General features: G+C 56.7%; 12 protein-coding genes and 1 tRNA gene. 7 read left to right on the top strand and 6 right to left on the bottom strand.

The window, feature by feature from the left end:
* Nucleotides 1–17: 17 nt before the first annotated feature.
* The 3 genes from DNI29_RS01190 to hemW all read right to left on the bottom strand — a co-directional run bounded on the left by DNI29_RS01190 (nucleotide 18) and on the right by hemW (nucleotide 2,663).
* The gene (locus tag DNI29_RS01190) at nucleotides 18–677 is read right to left on the bottom strand and encodes an alpha/beta fold hydrolase (RefSeq protein ID WP_110976242.1); all 660 of its coding nucleotides are present in this window, start codon (nucleotides 675–677) and stop codon (nucleotides 18–20) included.
* Nucleotides 678–863: 186 nt separating this feature from the next.
* On the bottom strand, nucleotides 864–1,346 hold the full coding sequence (locus DNI29_RS01185) for a hypothetical protein (protein ID WP_110976241.1): 483 nt from the start codon (nucleotides 1,344–1,346) through the stop codon (nucleotides 864–866).
* Between the two features lie 183 nt (nucleotides 1,347–1,529).
* On the bottom strand, nucleotides 1,530–2,663 hold the full coding sequence (gene hemW, locus DNI29_RS01180; protein ID WP_110976240.1) for a radical SAM family heme chaperone HemW: 1,134 nt from the start codon (nucleotides 2,661–2,663) through the stop codon (nucleotides 1,530–1,532).
* A 282-nt stretch (nucleotides 2,664–2,945) separates the two neighbouring features.
* Here hemW and DNI29_RS01175 point away from each other — a divergent pair, with 282 nt between their 5' ends.
* Nucleotides 2,946–4,811, top strand: coding sequence for a BamA/TamA family outer membrane protein (locus DNI29_RS01175; RefSeq protein WP_110976239.1), 1,866 nt, complete (start codon nucleotides 2,946–2,948; stop codon nucleotides 4,809–4,811).
* 95 nt (nucleotides 4,812–4,906) lie between these two features.
* Here the strand turns inward: DNI29_RS01175 and DNI29_RS01170 are convergent, their stop codons facing one another.
* Entirely contained in the window at nucleotides 4,907–6,061 is a 1,155-nt protein-coding gene (locus DNI29_RS01170; protein ID WP_238387970.1) for an alpha/beta hydrolase, read from the bottom strand.
* 215 nt (nucleotides 6,062–6,276) lie between these two features.
* Here DNI29_RS01170 and DNI29_RS01165 point away from each other — a divergent pair.
* Nucleotides 6,277–6,349 (top strand) — tRNA-Met (locus DNI29_RS01165).
* Between the two features lie 327 nt (nucleotides 6,350–6,676).
* A complete protein-coding gene (locus tag DNI29_RS01160; protein ID WP_110976238.1) occupies nucleotides 6,677–8,947 on the top strand; it encodes a heavy metal translocating P-type ATPase in 2,271 nt (756 codons plus the stop codon).
* A gap of 231 nt (nucleotides 8,948–9,178) precedes the next feature.
* Here the strand turns inward: DNI29_RS01160 and rpmA are convergent, their stop codons facing one another.
* Both rpmA and rplU read right to left on the bottom strand, forming a co-directional pair.
* A complete protein-coding gene (gene rpmA, locus DNI29_RS01155) occupies nucleotides 9,179–9,463 on the bottom strand; it encodes a 50S ribosomal protein L27 (RefSeq protein ID WP_110976237.1) in 285 nt (94 codons plus the stop codon).
* A gap of 105 nt (nucleotides 9,464–9,568) precedes the next feature.
* On the bottom strand, nucleotides 9,569–9,874 hold the full coding sequence (gene rplU, locus DNI29_RS01150; RefSeq protein ID WP_110976236.1) for a 50S ribosomal protein L21: 306 nt from the start codon (nucleotides 9,872–9,874) through the stop codon (nucleotides 9,569–9,571).
* A 451-nt stretch (nucleotides 9,875–10,325) separates the two neighbouring features.
* On the opposite strand from rplU, the gene DNI29_RS01145 reads away from it, so the two are divergent.
* The 4 genes from DNI29_RS01145 to DNI29_RS01130 all read left to right on the top strand — a co-directional run bounded on the left by DNI29_RS01145 (nucleotide 10,326) and on the right by DNI29_RS01130 (nucleotide 15,801).
* Entirely contained in the window at nucleotides 10,326–11,288 is a 963-nt protein-coding gene (locus tag DNI29_RS01145) for a ribonucleoside-diphosphate reductase small subunit (RefSeq protein WP_110977252.1), read from the top strand.
* A gap of 202 nt (nucleotides 11,289–11,490) precedes the next feature.
* On the top strand, nucleotides 11,491–12,426 hold the full coding sequence (locus DNI29_RS01140) for a DUF6624 domain-containing protein (protein WP_110976235.1): 936 nt from the start codon (nucleotides 11,491–11,493) through the stop codon (nucleotides 12,424–12,426).
* Between the two features lie 412 nt (nucleotides 12,427–12,838).
* Complete coding sequence (locus DNI29_RS01135) at nucleotides 12,839–15,220, top strand: ribonucleoside-diphosphate reductase subunit alpha (protein ID WP_110976234.1); 2,382 nt, start codon at nucleotides 12,839–12,841, stop codon at nucleotides 15,218–15,220.
* A gap of 119 nt (nucleotides 15,221–15,339) precedes the next feature.
* Complete coding sequence (locus DNI29_RS01130) at nucleotides 15,340–15,801, top strand: SUKH-3 domain-containing protein (protein WP_162303466.1); 462 nt, start codon at nucleotides 15,340–15,342, stop codon at nucleotides 15,799–15,801.
* Nucleotides 15,802–15,896 lie beyond the last annotated feature (95 nt).

The raw sequence follows: 15,896 nt of genomic DNA, 5'->3' as shown, positions 1-15,896 counted from the left end.
TAACAAAGAAGAGTGGGCTACGATGCTGCTTCCCTCTCTTGCTGTTCTAACCGATTCAGAATCTGACTGATTTCTTTGGCGTGGCTGAGCACCATGAAGTGGCCGCCGCCCCGGATGAGATACTCCACGGGGGTAGGGCCGGGCGGAAATACCCGGTCATGGGTGCCCAGAATCTGAATGCTGCGGCCTACGTGGGTGCTGTCCCAGTGCAGGAGGCGATGAATGGCCCAACGGGTGTACACCGGTTCCATGTCCTGCAGAATCTTTTTGAACAACTCATACTCCTCCCCATTCTTCACCCCAAAATACCACTGCCCTGCCCGCGGGAACAGCTTCAACCACTGCGGCGGAAACAGCCGGTACACTCCAGTAGCCCGAATCAGGCGTAGCAGGGGCGGCAGGCAGCTGGAATCAGGAATACTGCTGACGAGTACGGTGCGCAGCCGGGGCCGCAGCCGGTTGATTTCCAGCCCTACTACACCCCCAAATGACACCCCTACCAGCAACCCCTCAGCATCCATCGGCAGGTCGGCGGCCATCCGGGTGGCATAGTGGGGTAGGGATTCGTCAGGCTCCGGCGTCAGCCAGGGCAGCACCCGGGTTGGGCCCTGCAACAGGGGTAGCAAATTCCGGAACACCCGCTCATCGGCCCCAAGCCCAGGAAGGAGGTAGAACATACGGGGATGTTAGTGAAACAGGGAGATGGTGAGGGTGATGTACTCAGGGCGCAAAACGGATAAGTCAATAATTGGTATCATTCTGCTGGGTATCGAGCGGTTACAGGGGGTAGCCCTATAATCGCTATATCTGCCTAACGGAGCTAGCTAAACGTCTCACCTTCTATTATTTCGCCAACTTACCGCCTACGGCTCGATGCGCAGGAATACGCCTTCGAGGTAGAAGATGTTATGCGGCTGGCTACCCTCAAATTCCTCTGCTTCCTCGCTGTCGGCGGCCATGCTGATGTCGAAGGTATCGTCGTCCTCGCCTTCCTCATAAGGTTCATCGGCGGGGTAGGTGCAGGAGAGCTTGAGGGCCACGTTGGGCAGGGGCACGGGCGGGTCGGCCTCGGTGGTGTACTCTAGCAGGCAGGGCCACTCGCGCACGGTAGCCAACGCATCAGCTACATCTTCCTGCAAGGCCTCGGCCCGGCCTCCGGCCAGGCGGATAAGTAAATCGAGCTGCTGAAACGGCAACCCTAGGTGAAAAAAGTGAGCCTCCTGGTCGAAGAAGGTAGTAGCCCAGATGGTAACATCGTCGGAGGTATCAAATACAATGGCTGTTATCTGCACCTGTTCAATAAAGAAATCCGTGTCATCGGCCAGGGCGTCTATCAGTCGTCTCATAATCACGGATTTAAGCAAAGACAGCAAAACTCACCAGGGCATCTGGCCCGAAAATGGGCGTGGAAAGCCACCAGGAACCTGCTGCTATAAACAATGGGTAGGCCGGGAAATTAGCAGATTCCGGCCGGAGTGTGGCAGCGCCTAGTCCATTTTGACACCGCCCCTACCCCAGTTTTCCCATTGTTAGCCCTGAAAAAGCTCCAGGGTAATGTGGTCGGCCAGGAGCTTGCCTGCGTCCGTAAGTTGCAGCACCCCGTCGCTCAGGGTAGCCAGCCCTGTGTTCTGCAGTTCCTGCACGTAGTCGGCGCGCTGGCCCAGCACATCTACCCCCAGCGCGTCGCGGAGGTGGGTCAGGTCGCAGCCGCGGGCGGTGCGCAGGCTGGTCATCAGGTACTCGTTGGCGCGGTCCTGGGGGCTGAGTGTTTCCGTGGTAGCCGGCACCTCGCCCCGCTCCAGAATAGCGGCTACGTACTGCGGGTTGTTGGCTACAGTGTACTGGCGGCTGTGCCCATTGAAGGAATGCGCGCTCGGCCCCAGGCCCAGGTACGGCACCCCACGCCAGTACGCCGAGTTGTGGCGCGACTCGCGGCCGGGCCGGCAGAAGTTGCTGATTTCGTACTGCTGATAGCCGTGGCGGCTTATCTCCGCGAGCAGCAGCTCAAACTGCTGGGCCACGAAGTCATCGGGTGGGGCCACAAACTTTCCTTTCTTCAGCTGCCGCCCGAACACTGTATCGGGCTCGATGGTGAGGGCATAGCAGGAAAGGTGCGGGACATTCAGGGCGAAGGCCGTGGTCATATCAGCCTCCCACAAGCTATGGTCGGGGGCCGGCACTCCGTAAATCAGGTCCACCGAAATGTTCTCGAAGCCAGCATCCTGAGCCCGCAATACCCCTGCCCTCGACTCTTGGGCCGAGTGCGCCCGGTTCATCAGCCGCAGGTGGGGCTCGTGGAAGCTTTGCAAGCCAATGCTCAGGCGGTTCACGGGCGAGGCCGCCAACTCCTGCACCTTGGCGGCTGTCAGGTCGTCGGGGTTGGCTTCCAGCGTGATTTCCGCATCGGGCGCTACCCGGAAGTGGCGGTGAATGGCCTCGAAAATCGTATCCAGCTCAGCAGCCGTCAGCAAGGAAGGCGTTCCGCCCCCAAAGTAAATAGTGTTGAGGGTAGCATTGGGGCCCAGGTAATTATGGCGCAGCGCCAGCTCCTGCGTGAGGGCTTCCACCAAGCGGCTTTTCAGTGCCATAGAGGTGCTGAAATGGAAGTCGCAGTAGTGGCAAGCCTGCTTACAGAAGGGGATGTGGAGGTAGAGACCAGACATGAAAAAAGAAGGCGCGGCTTTCAAGGGAGAGAGCCGCCAACACCGCCCAACACCAAAGCAAGTGCGGTGAACAGATGAGCGCGCAGCCCGTAAGCGCATAATCAGACTAAACCGGCTACCCCCTAACACCACCCGAACCCGCAGAAGTTGCGTGCAGGCCGCCGGTGTTAGGGCTGACGCGGGGGTAGGGCTCCGGCCGCTTTCCGGCTGCCGGCGGAACTAACAACCACCTCAACGTACTTTCGGGAAATTAAACGCGGCGTTTCGCGTTTCAGACTCCAAATGTACGCCCGCGTCTTCGTTTTCTGGCTGTTGCTCTTCGCACTATTCCCCGGCCCGGCGGCCTGGGCCCAGCAAACGGCGCCGCTCAATCCGGCGGCTCCGCCTCTGCAGTCGGCGCCGCCAGCCCTACCCCCCGATACCGCCCGGCGTACGCCCGTTTCGGCCCCAGTGCTGCGCCCGGCCCGGCCGGTAGTGCTACGCCTGCTGCTGGAAGACACCGACCGTGCTCTGCTCCGCCCCTACCGCTACCGCACTGTGCTCCCCGATTCTCTGGCTGCCCTGCGGGAAGTGCGGCAGTTGGTGCTGGCCCTGCAGTCCGATGCCTACCTCACTGCCTCGGCCGATGAAGCCCGCTGGAGCCATGATACGTTGCAGGTGCAGTTCTACATTGGGGAGAAGTTCCGCTGGGCCCGCCTGCGCAACGGCAATCTCGGCGACGGTCTGCTGACCAGAGCCGGCTACCGCGAAAAGCTGTTTCGCCAGCAACCCTTTCAGCCCCAGGAATGGGGTAGGCTGCAAGACCGGATTCTGCACGAGGCCGAAAACCAGGGCTACCCCTTCGCTACCGTTGGGCTCGACTCGGTGGCGTTGCGCGGGGCTGATGTAGAGGGCCGGATTGTCTTGCGCCGAGGTCCGGCCGTTGTCTTCGATTCGTTGCAGATAGTTGGCAAAACCAAAACCCGCGCCCGGTTCCTGACCAAGTATCTGCAGATTGAGCCTAACCAGCCCTTTAGCCAGCAGCGCATTCAGGAGGCCGCCCGCCGCCTACGCCAGCTGCCCTACCTCCAGCTCAAGGCTGAACCCGAAGTGCGCTTTGCCCAGGGCCGAGCCCGGGTGTACTTTCTGCTGGAAGACCGCACCTCCAACCAGTTCGACGCCATTGTGGGGGTGCTGCCTAACCCCAACCCTGGCATCGGCCAGAAGCGCATCCAGATTACCGGCGACGTCACCATCAACCTGCGCAACATCAGCGGGGGCGGCAAGGGCGTTGGGGTGCAGTGGCGCAAGCTCAACGCCAATTCTCAACTGCTAGACGCCCAGTACGTGCACCCGGCCTTCTTCGGGACACCGCTGGAGCTGGATGGCTCTTTCAACCTGCTCAAGCAGGACACGCTGTTCCTGACCTCGCGGCCCCGCCTGCAGGTGGCCTACCCCCTGGCCCAGGCCGGAAGGCTGTCGTTTTTCATCGACTGGCGCAACTCCCGCCTGCTTTCTGCTGACAGCAGCCTACGCCAGCTGCCCGCCAACATCGACTCCCGGTTTACCTCCTACGGGCTGGAATACACCTGGAACACCCTCGATGACCCCTATTTCCCGCGACGGGGCCTGCTGGCTACGGGTCAGGGCTCCTTTGGCACCAAGCGCATCAGCAAAAACGCTAGCCTCAACGATGCCCTGTACAATGGGCTGGCCCTGCGCTCCACCCAGGTAAGCCTTGGCATACGGGTAGAGCAGTATTTCAGGGTAGGCCGCAGCGGCGTGCTCATGGCTCGTCTGCGGGGGGAGGGCCTGATCAATGAGCGGCTTTTCCTCAACGACCTATTCCGGGTAGGCGGCCTGGCTACGCTGCGGGGCTTTAATGAGCTGAACTACTACGCCAGCCAGTATGCTGTGGGCACCGCGGAGTTCCGGCAGTTCACCGGCGCCGACGCCTATGTGTTCCTGTTCGTGGACCAAGGTTACCTCCGCCGCGACTTGCCCGATGCGCCCATCCCCCATGACACGCCTACCGGCCTTGGGGCTGGGCTGAGCTTCCGCACCGGGGCCGGCCAGTTTCAGTTTGTGTATGCCCTCGGCCGCGACCAGCAGCAGAAATTTGCTCTCAACTCCGGTAAAATTCACTTTGGCATTACCAGCCGGTTCTAGGCCTGCCTGGTCCTGTATATTCTCTTCCTTGCCGGGCAACAAAAAGGCCTCCCCTGTGATCAGCGGAGGCCTCTAGTCATGTTAAGCGAGCGTGCTTATTGCAGAGCTTTTTTCAGCTCCGCTGCGGCCAGCTCCTGAGCCTGGGCGGCTTGGGGCACTACGGCTGCCATACCGAAAAACTCGTGGGTTACGCCGGTATAGTTCTGGTATTTGGTGGGCACACCGGCCGCTTTCAACTTATCAGCCAGCATACTGCCGTCGCTCATCAGCGGGTCCAGCTCAGCAGTGATAATAGTGGTCGGCGGCATTCCTTTCAGGTTGGCATTCACCAGAGAAACCAAAGGGCTTTTGCCATCGGCGGCACCACGCAGGTAGTTTTCAAAAAACCACGCCATCATAGGCTTGTTGAGCGGCTTGGCCTGGGCGTTTTTCTGGTAAGAGGGCGTGTTCAGGTCGTAACCAGCAATGGGGTACACCAGCAGCTCATGGCGGGGTAGCATCACTTTTTTGTCGCGAGCCATCATACTAACGGCTGCGGCCAAGTTACCTCCTGCGCTTTCTCCGGCAACAGCCACTTTTTGCGGGTCGCCTTTAAAAGAAGCCGCGTTCTTCAGCACCCACTGGTACGCAGCAAACGAATCGTTGTGAGCCATTGGGTACTTGTGCTCAGGGCCCTGCCGGTACGCCACTGAAACGACGATAGCGCCGGTCTTTTCCACCAAGCCACGCACAGACGCATCATACGTATCGAGGTTGGCAATAACCCAGCCCCCGCCGTGGTAATACACTACTACCGGCAAGGTGCCGCTGGCATTCTGCGGCGTATAAATGCGCACCTTCACCCCAGGCATAACTTGGCGGCTCATGGTATCGGCGCTGGAGGGCGGCGTTGGAATGTTATGGTCGCGCATCACTTTCATGACGGCGTCAGTTGGCGTTGGTTGCTGACGGGCTTCCTGGGCCGAAAGGGTTTCAATAGGCTTAGGATTCAGGCTAGCTAAGGCTTCTATCACTGTCTGCATCTCGGGCGCGATGCTGGGTCCCCAGGCTGGTTTAGCACCCGCTGGCCGTACGGGTTTGGGTTCAGCAGTAGCTACACTGGTGGCAGGCGCGGTGGCCATAGAATCAGTAGCCGTAGCTGTGGCGCCAGTTGATTCCGACGTTTGGGCAGCATTACAGGAAGCAAGGACAGCTGCTGCCAATGCAGGCATAGCCCACCGCAGCGTAAGAGAAGAATGCAGGATATTCATTTGGTTAGCTTAGGAAGGAAACATTTTCCTGCGTCTACGCTTGAGCTTACCAGAAGTATAGCCGCGCACTAAATCCTGTACAATCCTTAGCGCAAAACCACGTTAGAATAAATTTTTACCCCTGATTATCAGCCATAAGGGAAATAGCTACCACTATTTATAACCTTGCGGCATCATTATCCGAAAAACCCTACTACATTTGCATTACCAAACAGTGCGGGGTGGAGCAGTTGGTAGCTCGTTGGGCTCATAACCCAAAGGTCACTGGTTCGAGTCCAGTCCCCGCTACCTCCAACGACCCGGTTGCCAATACGGCGGCCGGGTCGTTTTCTTTTTGCCCTATTCTGAATTCAGGGTTTTTCCTCTTTACACAGTCTTTCTCTGAAGGCAGCTTATTGAACGCCCTCTGCAGAAAGCAGGGATTTGGAGTACTGGCAGGGGTAGCAGGAAGGTTTCGGTAGTGCTATAGCGCCTGCTGACCAAAGACAAATTATACATGGTTTCGGCTAGGATTCCGTACCAACCCGGACCCTGGATTGCTGTTGTTTTGTTGAAGAACAGCGGGCCGGCAGTGAGCATGTAATGGCCTGGCCTCCTGCGTTACGCCGATTCATCATGGAACCCTCCATCAAAACTGAAACCCTCGATATTGAAGGCATGACCTGCGCCTCGTGCGCGTCTTTTGTCGAGAAGTCACTGAGCCGCACGCCCGGCGTTCAACGGGCCATTGTCAACTACGCCACCGAAAAGGCAACCATCGACTACCTGCCCACGGAAGCCTCACCAGCTACTCTGAAGCAAACAGTGTTGCAAGCTGGCTACGGAGTAGCAGAACGCACCCCTGATACCACTGCCGCCGACCGAAGCGCCGAACTGGATCAGCAGAAGGCCGAGGCCTACTACAAGCTCAAGCAGCGGTTTTGGGTGGCAGCTGGCCTTACGGTTATCATCATGCCCTTGAGCATGCTCATGCTTTGGCCAGCCCTCATGCAGCGCGTCAGCATGCCCTTGGTTAACTACCTGCTGCTGTTGCTGACGCTGCCCGTGCTGCTCTACAGCGGCCGTGAATTTTACCGCTCTGCCTGGAATGGCCTGCGCCACGGCACCGCCAACATGGATACCCTCATTACGGTAGGCACTGGCGCAGCCTTCCTGTACAGTGTAGCTGCTACCGTAGCTCCCAGCTTCTTCAGCCGCCAGGGTCTTCAGCCCGAGGTGTACTACGATACTACGGCCACCATTATTGCCCTGATTCTGCTAGGCAAGGTGCTGGAATTACGCGCCAAAACTCAGACGTCGGCCGCCATTCGGGCCCTGATGAGCCTGCAAGCTAAAACTGCTCGAATTGTCCGCTCGAATGGCCAGGAGGTAGATGTTCCTATTGAGCAGGTGCAGATAGGCGACGTGGTAGCCGTGCGCCCCGGCGAAAAAGTGGCTACCGATGGTACCGTTATCGAAGGCCAGTCAGCCCTCGACGAAGCCATGCTGACCGGGGAAAGCCTACCGGTGGAAAAGCACCCTGGCGACGTGGTGTTTGGGGCTACCCTGAACAAAACCGGCGCCTTCCGCTTCCGCGTAACCAAAGTGGGTGCCGATACCATGCTGGCTCAGATTGTGAAGCTAGTGGAAGATGCCCAGGGAAGCCGTGCGCCCATCCAACGGCTAGCCGACAAGGTTAGCGCGGTCTTCGTGCCTACGGTGGTAGGTATTGCCCTGCTCACGCTGGTGCTGTGGCTGGCGTTGGCACCCGCTGGTGTGCGGCTACCACTGGCCTTGGTGAACTTCGTGGCGGTACTCATTATTGCCTGCCCGTGCGCTCTAGGGCTTGCTACTCCTACTGCTATTATGGTGGGCACCGGTAAAGGGGCTGAGCACGGAGTGCTGGTGCGCAACGCCGAGGCCCTGGAAAAAGCCTACCAGGTAACTACTGTCCTGCTCGACAAAACCGGCACTATTACCCGCGGTGAGCCCAGCGTAACAGAAATAGTAGCCGCCCCCAACCACGACGCCGGAGCGCTCCTGGCGTTGGCCGCCGCCGTAGAACGCCACTCCGAGCACCCTCTGGCCCAGGCTGTGGTGCGCCACAACGAAACCTCTGAGGAGCAGATTCCCGCTACCAATTTCAGCGCCATTGCTGGGCACGGTGCCACTGCTACCGTAAATGGTCAGGAGGTAGCTATTGGAAACCGCCGCTTGCTGGCAAAGGTCGGCGCTACCCTTCCGGAAGAGCTGAATGCTCAGGCAGACCGATTGGTAGCCCAGGCCCAAACCGTGCTGTACGTAGCCGTTGATGGGCAGGTATGGGGACTGATTGGTGTGGCCGATACCGTGCGCGATACATCGGCAGCGGCCATCCGGCAACTGCGCAGCTTGGGTATTGAAGTAGTAATGATGACCGGCGACAACCCCCAAACGGCCGCCGCCGTGGCGCAGCAAGTTGGCATTACGCGCTACTTCGCCGAAGTCCTACCCCAGGAAAAGGCTAATAAGGTAAAAGAGCTACAGGCTGAAGGCCGAACTGTGGCTATGGTTGGTGATGGTATCAACGATGCGCCGGCCCTGGCTCAGGCAGATATTGGCCTAGCAATGGGAGCTGGCACAGATGTAGCCATGGAAGCCGCTGGTATTACCCTTGTGCGCTCCGATTTACGGGGCGTCGTGACGGCCATAGAGTTGTCGAGGCAGACGATGCGGGTCATCAAGCAAAACCTCTTTTTTGCCTTCCTCTACAACACCCTGGGCATTCCGGTGGCCGCAGGGCTTCTCTATCCTTTTTTTGGCATTCTGCTCTCTCCTATGTTGGCGGCGGGCGCAATGGCCCTCAGTTCAGTATCGGTACTGACGAACTCCCTGCGGCTGCGCGGGTTCTCCCCACGGAAAGCCTAATAGCTCTGAGAAGGTTTGACCAAGTACGCGGGGGTAGGGAGCTGTTTTTATTTAGACCGTTTCCTACCCCCTTCTACCTGGTTAAGCGGTTCTTTCGCTAGCCGTCGGAATACAAAGCCGAGGTAGACTTGGTACTATGGACAGCCTACAACGCAAAAAGGGACAGCCCTTACGGACAATCCCCTTTGCTCAAAATTCCGGATAACCCCGGAGTTTCTGTAGCGGCTAAAACTACTCGGCGGCAGCTACTTCAGCAACCTCCGTAACCGGAACTACCGATACGAACGAGCGGTCTTTGCGGCCCTTGCGGAACTGCACCGTACCGTCGATCATAGCGAACAGGGTGTGGTCTTTGCCAATGCCTACGTTCTGGCCAGGGTGGTGCTTAGTGCCACGCTGACGCACGATGATGTTACCGGCAATGATGCCCTGACCACCGAAGATTTTCACGCCGAGACGCTTGGAATGCGATTCACGACCGTTGTTGGAGCTACCTACGCCTTTCTTGTGTGCCATTTTATTTAATGCTTAGTGCTTGGTGAATAGTGCTTGGACAGTTGCGTTAGTGCCATCAACTCAGTCCGAAAACTAAGCACTACGCACTAACAACGAGGCACTATACTAGCCGATGCTGTTGATCAGTACTTTGGTGAATTGCTGACGGTGACCGTTCAGCTTCTTATAGCCCTTACGGCGCTTCTTCTTGAATACAAGCACCTTGTCGCCCTTTACGTGCGCCAGGATGGTACCGGTTACGGTCACGTCCAGCTCGGGGGCTCCGATGGTGATGGTTCCTTCGTTATCGGTCAGCAGGGCCTTGCCCAGCTCCACGGTGTCGCCGACGTTGCCAGCCAAACGGTGGGCGTATACAAATTTATTGGCTTCGACCTTGGTCTGCTTCCCGGCTATGTTGACAATTGCGTACATCGGCGTCTTCGCGGTTTCTGAAAAATGGAAGGCAAAAGTAGAAGGATGATTTTACAAATCCAAACCATAACTCACTAAACCTCATTGCCCCTGCCTCAGCAGCCTGCAACGGGCACATATGCAGGAACGCGCCAGTGGGCACGCGAATAGAATTTTTGTGGATAACCACAATTGTCCACACAGCAAATGTGGATAACTTTTGTTTATCCCCATCCTTTCGTCCTTTCCAGCCCAGCTTTTGCCTGTTAGCCCAATCATCAGCAGGCTAGCGGCATACGCAAAAATTAACACAGAAAAAATGTATTTCGTGGGCCGTGCTTCCCGTTAGGGCGGTTTATCTTTGGGTTCGGCCTTTCTGCAGGCGGCCCAAACATTAGGCTTTGCAGCAGGGTTAGCCACCGCTACCCTTTCGGCAGGGCGGCTTTTGACCTACCATTTTACTCTTGTTGCCATGGAACCTCTGCTTACTGAGAACCCCAACCGCTTCGTCCTCTTCCCTATCCAGCACAACGATGTATGGCAGATGTACAAGAAGGCCGAGGCCTCGTTCTGGACGGCCGAGGAGATTGACCTAGGTCAGGATCAGAAAGACTGGGACAACCTCAATGACGGGGAGCGGCACTTTATCAGCCACGTACTGGCCTTCTTCGCGGCCTCCGATGGCATTGTAAACGAAAACCTGGCCGTGAACTTCATGCAGGAAGTGCAGATGGCTGAGGCGCGCTGCTTCTACGGCTTCCAGGTGATGATGGAAAACATCCACTCGGAGACCTACTCCCTGCTGATTGACACCTACATCAAAGATGCCAAGCAGAAGGACCACCTCTTCAATGCCCTGGAAACCGTACCCTGCGTGAAGAAGAAAGGCGAGTGGGCCATTAAATGGATCAACTCGGAGAACTTCACGGAGCGTCTGATTGCTTTTGCGGCCGTAGAGGGTATCTTCTTCTCGGGCTCGTTCTGCTCTATTTTCTGGCTGAAGAAGCGCGGCCTGATGCCGGGCCTGACCTTCTCTAACGAGCTAATTTCCCGCGACGAAGGGCTGCATTGCGACTTTGCCTGCCTGCTCTACAAAGACCACCTGATAAACAAGCTGCCCGAAAGCCGCGTGCACGAAATCATTCGCGACGCGGTACAGATTGAGCAGGAGTTTGTGACCGACGCGCTGCCCGTAAACCTGATTGGCATGAATGCCCAGCTGATGTCGCAGTACATTGAGTTTGTGGCCGACCGCCTGCTCGATGCGTTAGGCTACAGCAAAATCTACGGCGCTACCAACCCCTTCGACTTCATGGAAATGATTTCGCTGCAGGGCAAAACCAACTTCTTCGAGAAGCGGGTGGGCGAGTACCAGAAGGCCGGCGTACTCAGCGAGCGGACTTCCAATGCCTTCTCCCTCGACGAGGACTTTTAATCTGTTAGCTCAGATCCAGCTAGGTTTCAGGTAGTGACTTAGACTACCAGATGCAACTAATTTCGAGGGGCGCTAATCGTATGATTGGCGCCCCTTGATGCGTTTATAGCATAATTGCGTTATTGCTGTATGCTTAGCCATCGGTGGCTTTAAAACCTTAACTGGCTGCTGTTTATCTCAACGATTTATCCTTCCTCACTCTATGAAAAAGGTCACTACCCTTCTGGCAACGCTCCTGATAAGCAGCAGCGTTGCCTTCGCTCAAAGCGAATTCCGAAAGCTTAATCAGCAAGCGGCGGATGCTTACGCGGCGAAGAACTACAAAAGCTCGGGCACTCTCTACGACCAGGCGTTTAAGCAAGCAAAAGCTCAGCCCACCAGCACTGACCTTTACAACGCAGCCTGTAGCTGGTCCTTGGCCGGCGATGCTACCAAGGCCTTTCAGTACCTCAATAAAGCCACTGCAGCTGGCTGGGAAAACGTAGCCCACGTAAAGCAAGACACCGACCTGACCCGCTTGCACGCCGACAAGCGCTGGCAGCCTATGCTTGCTAAACTGGAAGCAGCAGTAGCCAGGACCGAGGCCAACTACAACAAGCCCCTAAAACAGCAGCTCGATTCTATTTATGCCTCAGACCAAGGTGGCCGCCTGAAATACGATGCCATTGAGAAGCAGTACGGGATAAAATCACCAGAGATGACGGCGCTCTGGAAGGAGATTGAAGCTACCGATGCCCGCAACCTCCAGCGCATCACTAAGCTGCTGGACACGCACGGGTGGCCTACGAAAGCAGAGGTTGGGAATACGGGTACTAGCACCGTGTTCCTGGTAATTCAGCACTCTGATTTGGCTACGCAGGAGAAATATTTCTCAATGGCCAAACAGGCCGCCGAGCGTGGCGACTTGTCGAAACCGGCACTGGCGCTGCTGCAGGACCGCATTCTTATTGGGCAGGGCAAACCCCAGATTTACGGTAGTCAACTTCACACGGACCCTACCACTGGCAAAACCGTGTTTTCACCTATCGAAGACGAAGCCCACGTAGATGAGCGTCGCGCTGCCATTGGCATGGAGCCGCTAGCCAGCTACGCTAAGCGCTTCGGGTTGGAGTACAAGTACCAATCACCCGTGAAATGATTATTTCAGTCAGCCAGAAGGCGGATGAGTAGCTAGTACTTTTTAACCTTCTGCTTCCCGCACTACTTACTTAAAAGGCCGGTGTCCTTCCCTAGGATACTGGCCTTTGTTTTTTGGTTGCGCGGCACCGACGATACCACTTCTCACGGAAATCAGCAACTCAATTTCTAACTGTTTTAGCGAGCTATATAGGCATTCATAAATAACAAAAACAGCCTAAGCACTAGCGCATTAGCTATATGTGGAAAACTTCTAAAGAATAGGTTTGTCCTGACCTTTCAAGACGGATATCTTCGGAACCGTTGACCTTGCCTCCGGGGGTAGGGAAGCGCCCGAGGGTTTACCTGAATTGTTTGGCTGGCCTGCTCCGGCCGTACTCATACTTCTACTACCACATCAACCTGCTACGCCTATGTTGGTAATCAAGCGCGACGGCCGCCGCGAGTCCGTGAAATTCGATAAAGTAACGGCCCGCATCGAGAAGCTCTGCTACGGGCTCAACCAGAACTTCATTTCCCCGATTGAGGTAGCCAAGAAGGTTATCGACGGCATTTACGATGGCGTAACCACCGTGGAGCTGGATAACCTGGCGGCCGAAACGGCGGCCTCGCTCACCACCAAGCACCCCGACTACGCTATTCTGGCGGCCCGCATTGCCGTGAGCAACCTGCACAAGGTGACCAGCAAGTCGTTCAGCAGCACCATGAAGCGGCTGCACACCTACGACGACCCTAAGACCGGCGAAAATGCCTCGCTGATTGCGCAGGACGTGTGGGAAATTGTGCACGCCAACGCGGCTACCCTCGACTCGGCCATTATCTACGACCGGGACTACAACTACGATTACTTCGGCTTCAAGACCCTGGAGCGCTCCTACCTGCTGCGCCTCGATGGCAAGGTGGTAGAGCGGCCCCAGCACATGCTGATGCGCGTGGCCGTGGGCATTCACAAGGAAGACATTGCCGCCGCCATCGAGACCTACAACCTCATGAGCGAGCGGTGGTTCACGCACGCTACGCCTACCCTCTTCAACGCAGGTACGCCCAAGCCCCAGCTTAGCTCGTGCTTCCTGCTCACGATGAAGGACGACTCCATTGAGGGCATCTACGACACGCTGAAGAACTGCGCCCTGATTTCGCAGAGCGCCGGTGGTATTGGTCTGGCCGTGCACAACGTGCGCGCCACGGGCTCTTACATCAAAGGCACCAACGGCACCTCCAACGGCCTCACGCCTATGCTGAAGGTGTTCAACGACACGGCCCGCTACGTAGACCAGGGCGGCGGCAAGCGCAAGGGCGCTTTCGCTATTTACCTGGAGCCCTGGCACGCCGACATCTTCGACTTCCTGGATTTGAAGAAAAACCACGGCAAGGAGGAGATGCGCGCCCGCGACCTGTTCTACGCCCTCTGGACGCCCGACCTGTTCATGAAGCGCGTGGAAGCCAACGGCGACTGGACCCTGATGTGCCCCAACGAGTGCCCCGGCCTCGATGAGTGCTATGGCGAGGAGTTTGAGCGCCTCTACCAGAAGTATGAGCGTGAAGGCCGCGGCCGCAAAACCATTAAGGCCCAGGACCTGTGGTTTGCCATTCTGGAAAGCCAGACCGAGACCGGCACGCCCTACATGCTGTTCAAGGACGCGGCCAACAACAAGAGCAACCAGAAAAACCTCGGTACCATCAAGAGCTCCAACCTCTGCACCGAGATTATGGAGTACACCGACAAGGACGAGGTAGCCGTGTGCAACCTGGCCTCATTGGCCCTACCCCGCTACGTGCGCCCCGACGAGGCCGGGAACCTGTTCTTCGACCACCAGAAGCTGTACGAGGTAACGTACCATGCCACGAAGAACCTGAACAAGGTTATCGACATCAACTACTACCCCGTAGCGGAGGCTGAACGCAGCAACCGCCGCCACCGCCCCATCGGGCTGGGCGTGCAGGGCCTCGCCGATACGTTCATTGCCCTGCGCATGCCCTTCGAGAGCGACGAAGCCAGCGGCCTGAACAAGGACATCTTCGAGACCATCTACTTCGCGGCCATGACGGCCTCCAAGGACCTCGCCATCCGCGACGGCCACTACGAGACCTTCCCCGGTTCGCCGCTGAGCCAGGGCCAGTTCCAGTTTGATATGTGGGGCGTGACGCCTAGCTCCGGCCGTTGGGATTGGGAAAGCCTGCGCGCTGAGGTAGTGAAGCACGGCGTGCGCAACTCTCTGCTGGTAGCACCCATGCCTACGGCCAGCACGGCCCAGATTCTGGGGAATAACGAGTCGTTTGAGCCCTACACCTCCAACATTTATGTGCGCCGCGTGCTGAGCGGCGAGTTCATGGTGGTGAACAAGCACCTGCTCAAGGACCTGGTGAAGCTGGGCCTGTGGAACGACCAGATGAAGAACGCCATCATTGCCGCCAACGGCTCGGTGCAGGACATCCCGAACATTCCGCAGAACATCAAGGACCTGTACAAGACGGTATGGGAGATTTCGCAGCGCCGCATCATTGATATGTCGGCTGACCGGGGCGCGTACATCTGCCAGAGCCAGAGTCTGAACCTGCACGTGATTAACGTGAACTTCGGCAAGCTCACCAGCATGCACTTCCACAGCTGGAAGAAGGGCCTGAAAACCGGCATGTACTACCTGCGCACCAAGGCCGCCGTGGATGCCATCAAGTTCACGGTGCAGAAGCAAGCCGCCGAGACCCTGGAGCCGCTGAACGTATCGGCCCAGAACGCCTCCGACATGGCCTGCTCCCTGGATAACCCAGACGCCTGCGAGGCCTGCGGTTCGTAAGGAGAGAAATGAAAAACCGGTAGCTAACAACTACCGGTTTTTCATTTTAGTAAATGCCGTATGGTTTTTACTTGCTTTACCCTTAGATGCTAGCTGAGATTAGCTTACATCTGATGTATATGATTATTCTATCACAATCCACATTGGAGCAACTGGCAAAAGCCGGTTGGCAGCCAGATCGAGTCATTTCAACGCTCAGCTATCAATTAGCACTAAGAATAGAAGGATACCCTTGGTTTTCTGCCATTGAAGATTTTTTGCAGGAGTTTGGTGGGTTGCGAATTACATTTAGTTATCAAGATGGAAATACGGGCATACTCCATTTTGATGCTCGTAAGGCAGCAGCAGACGTAGATACGGATTGGGCGCTGAGTAATTACAAGCAGCGCATTGGCTGTAGTTCCCTTTGTATTATTGGTCAGGCGCACTCAGACCATATGTCGCTGTACATCGATGAGGAAGGTAAGGTATATGGGGGCTTCGATGATTTTCTATGTTTGATTGCTGAAAACGGTAAAGCGGCAATTGAAACTATATGTCAGAGGATGCCAATACGAGAAATCCCAGATCTGCTGGACTAGCTACTTACATGACTTAGTACCAAATCATAAAGCTGCGCCCCTCGATGAAACCTTAGATATACTAAACTCATGCTGATGGAGCATAGCATACTAGT

This window comes from Hymenobacter sediminis, from assembly GCF_003231285.1.
Classification (GTDB): domain Bacteria; phylum Bacteroidota; class Bacteroidia; order Cytophagales; family Hymenobacteraceae; genus Hymenobacter; species Hymenobacter sediminis.
This window is presented reverse-complemented; position numbering and strand designations above follow the sequence as displayed.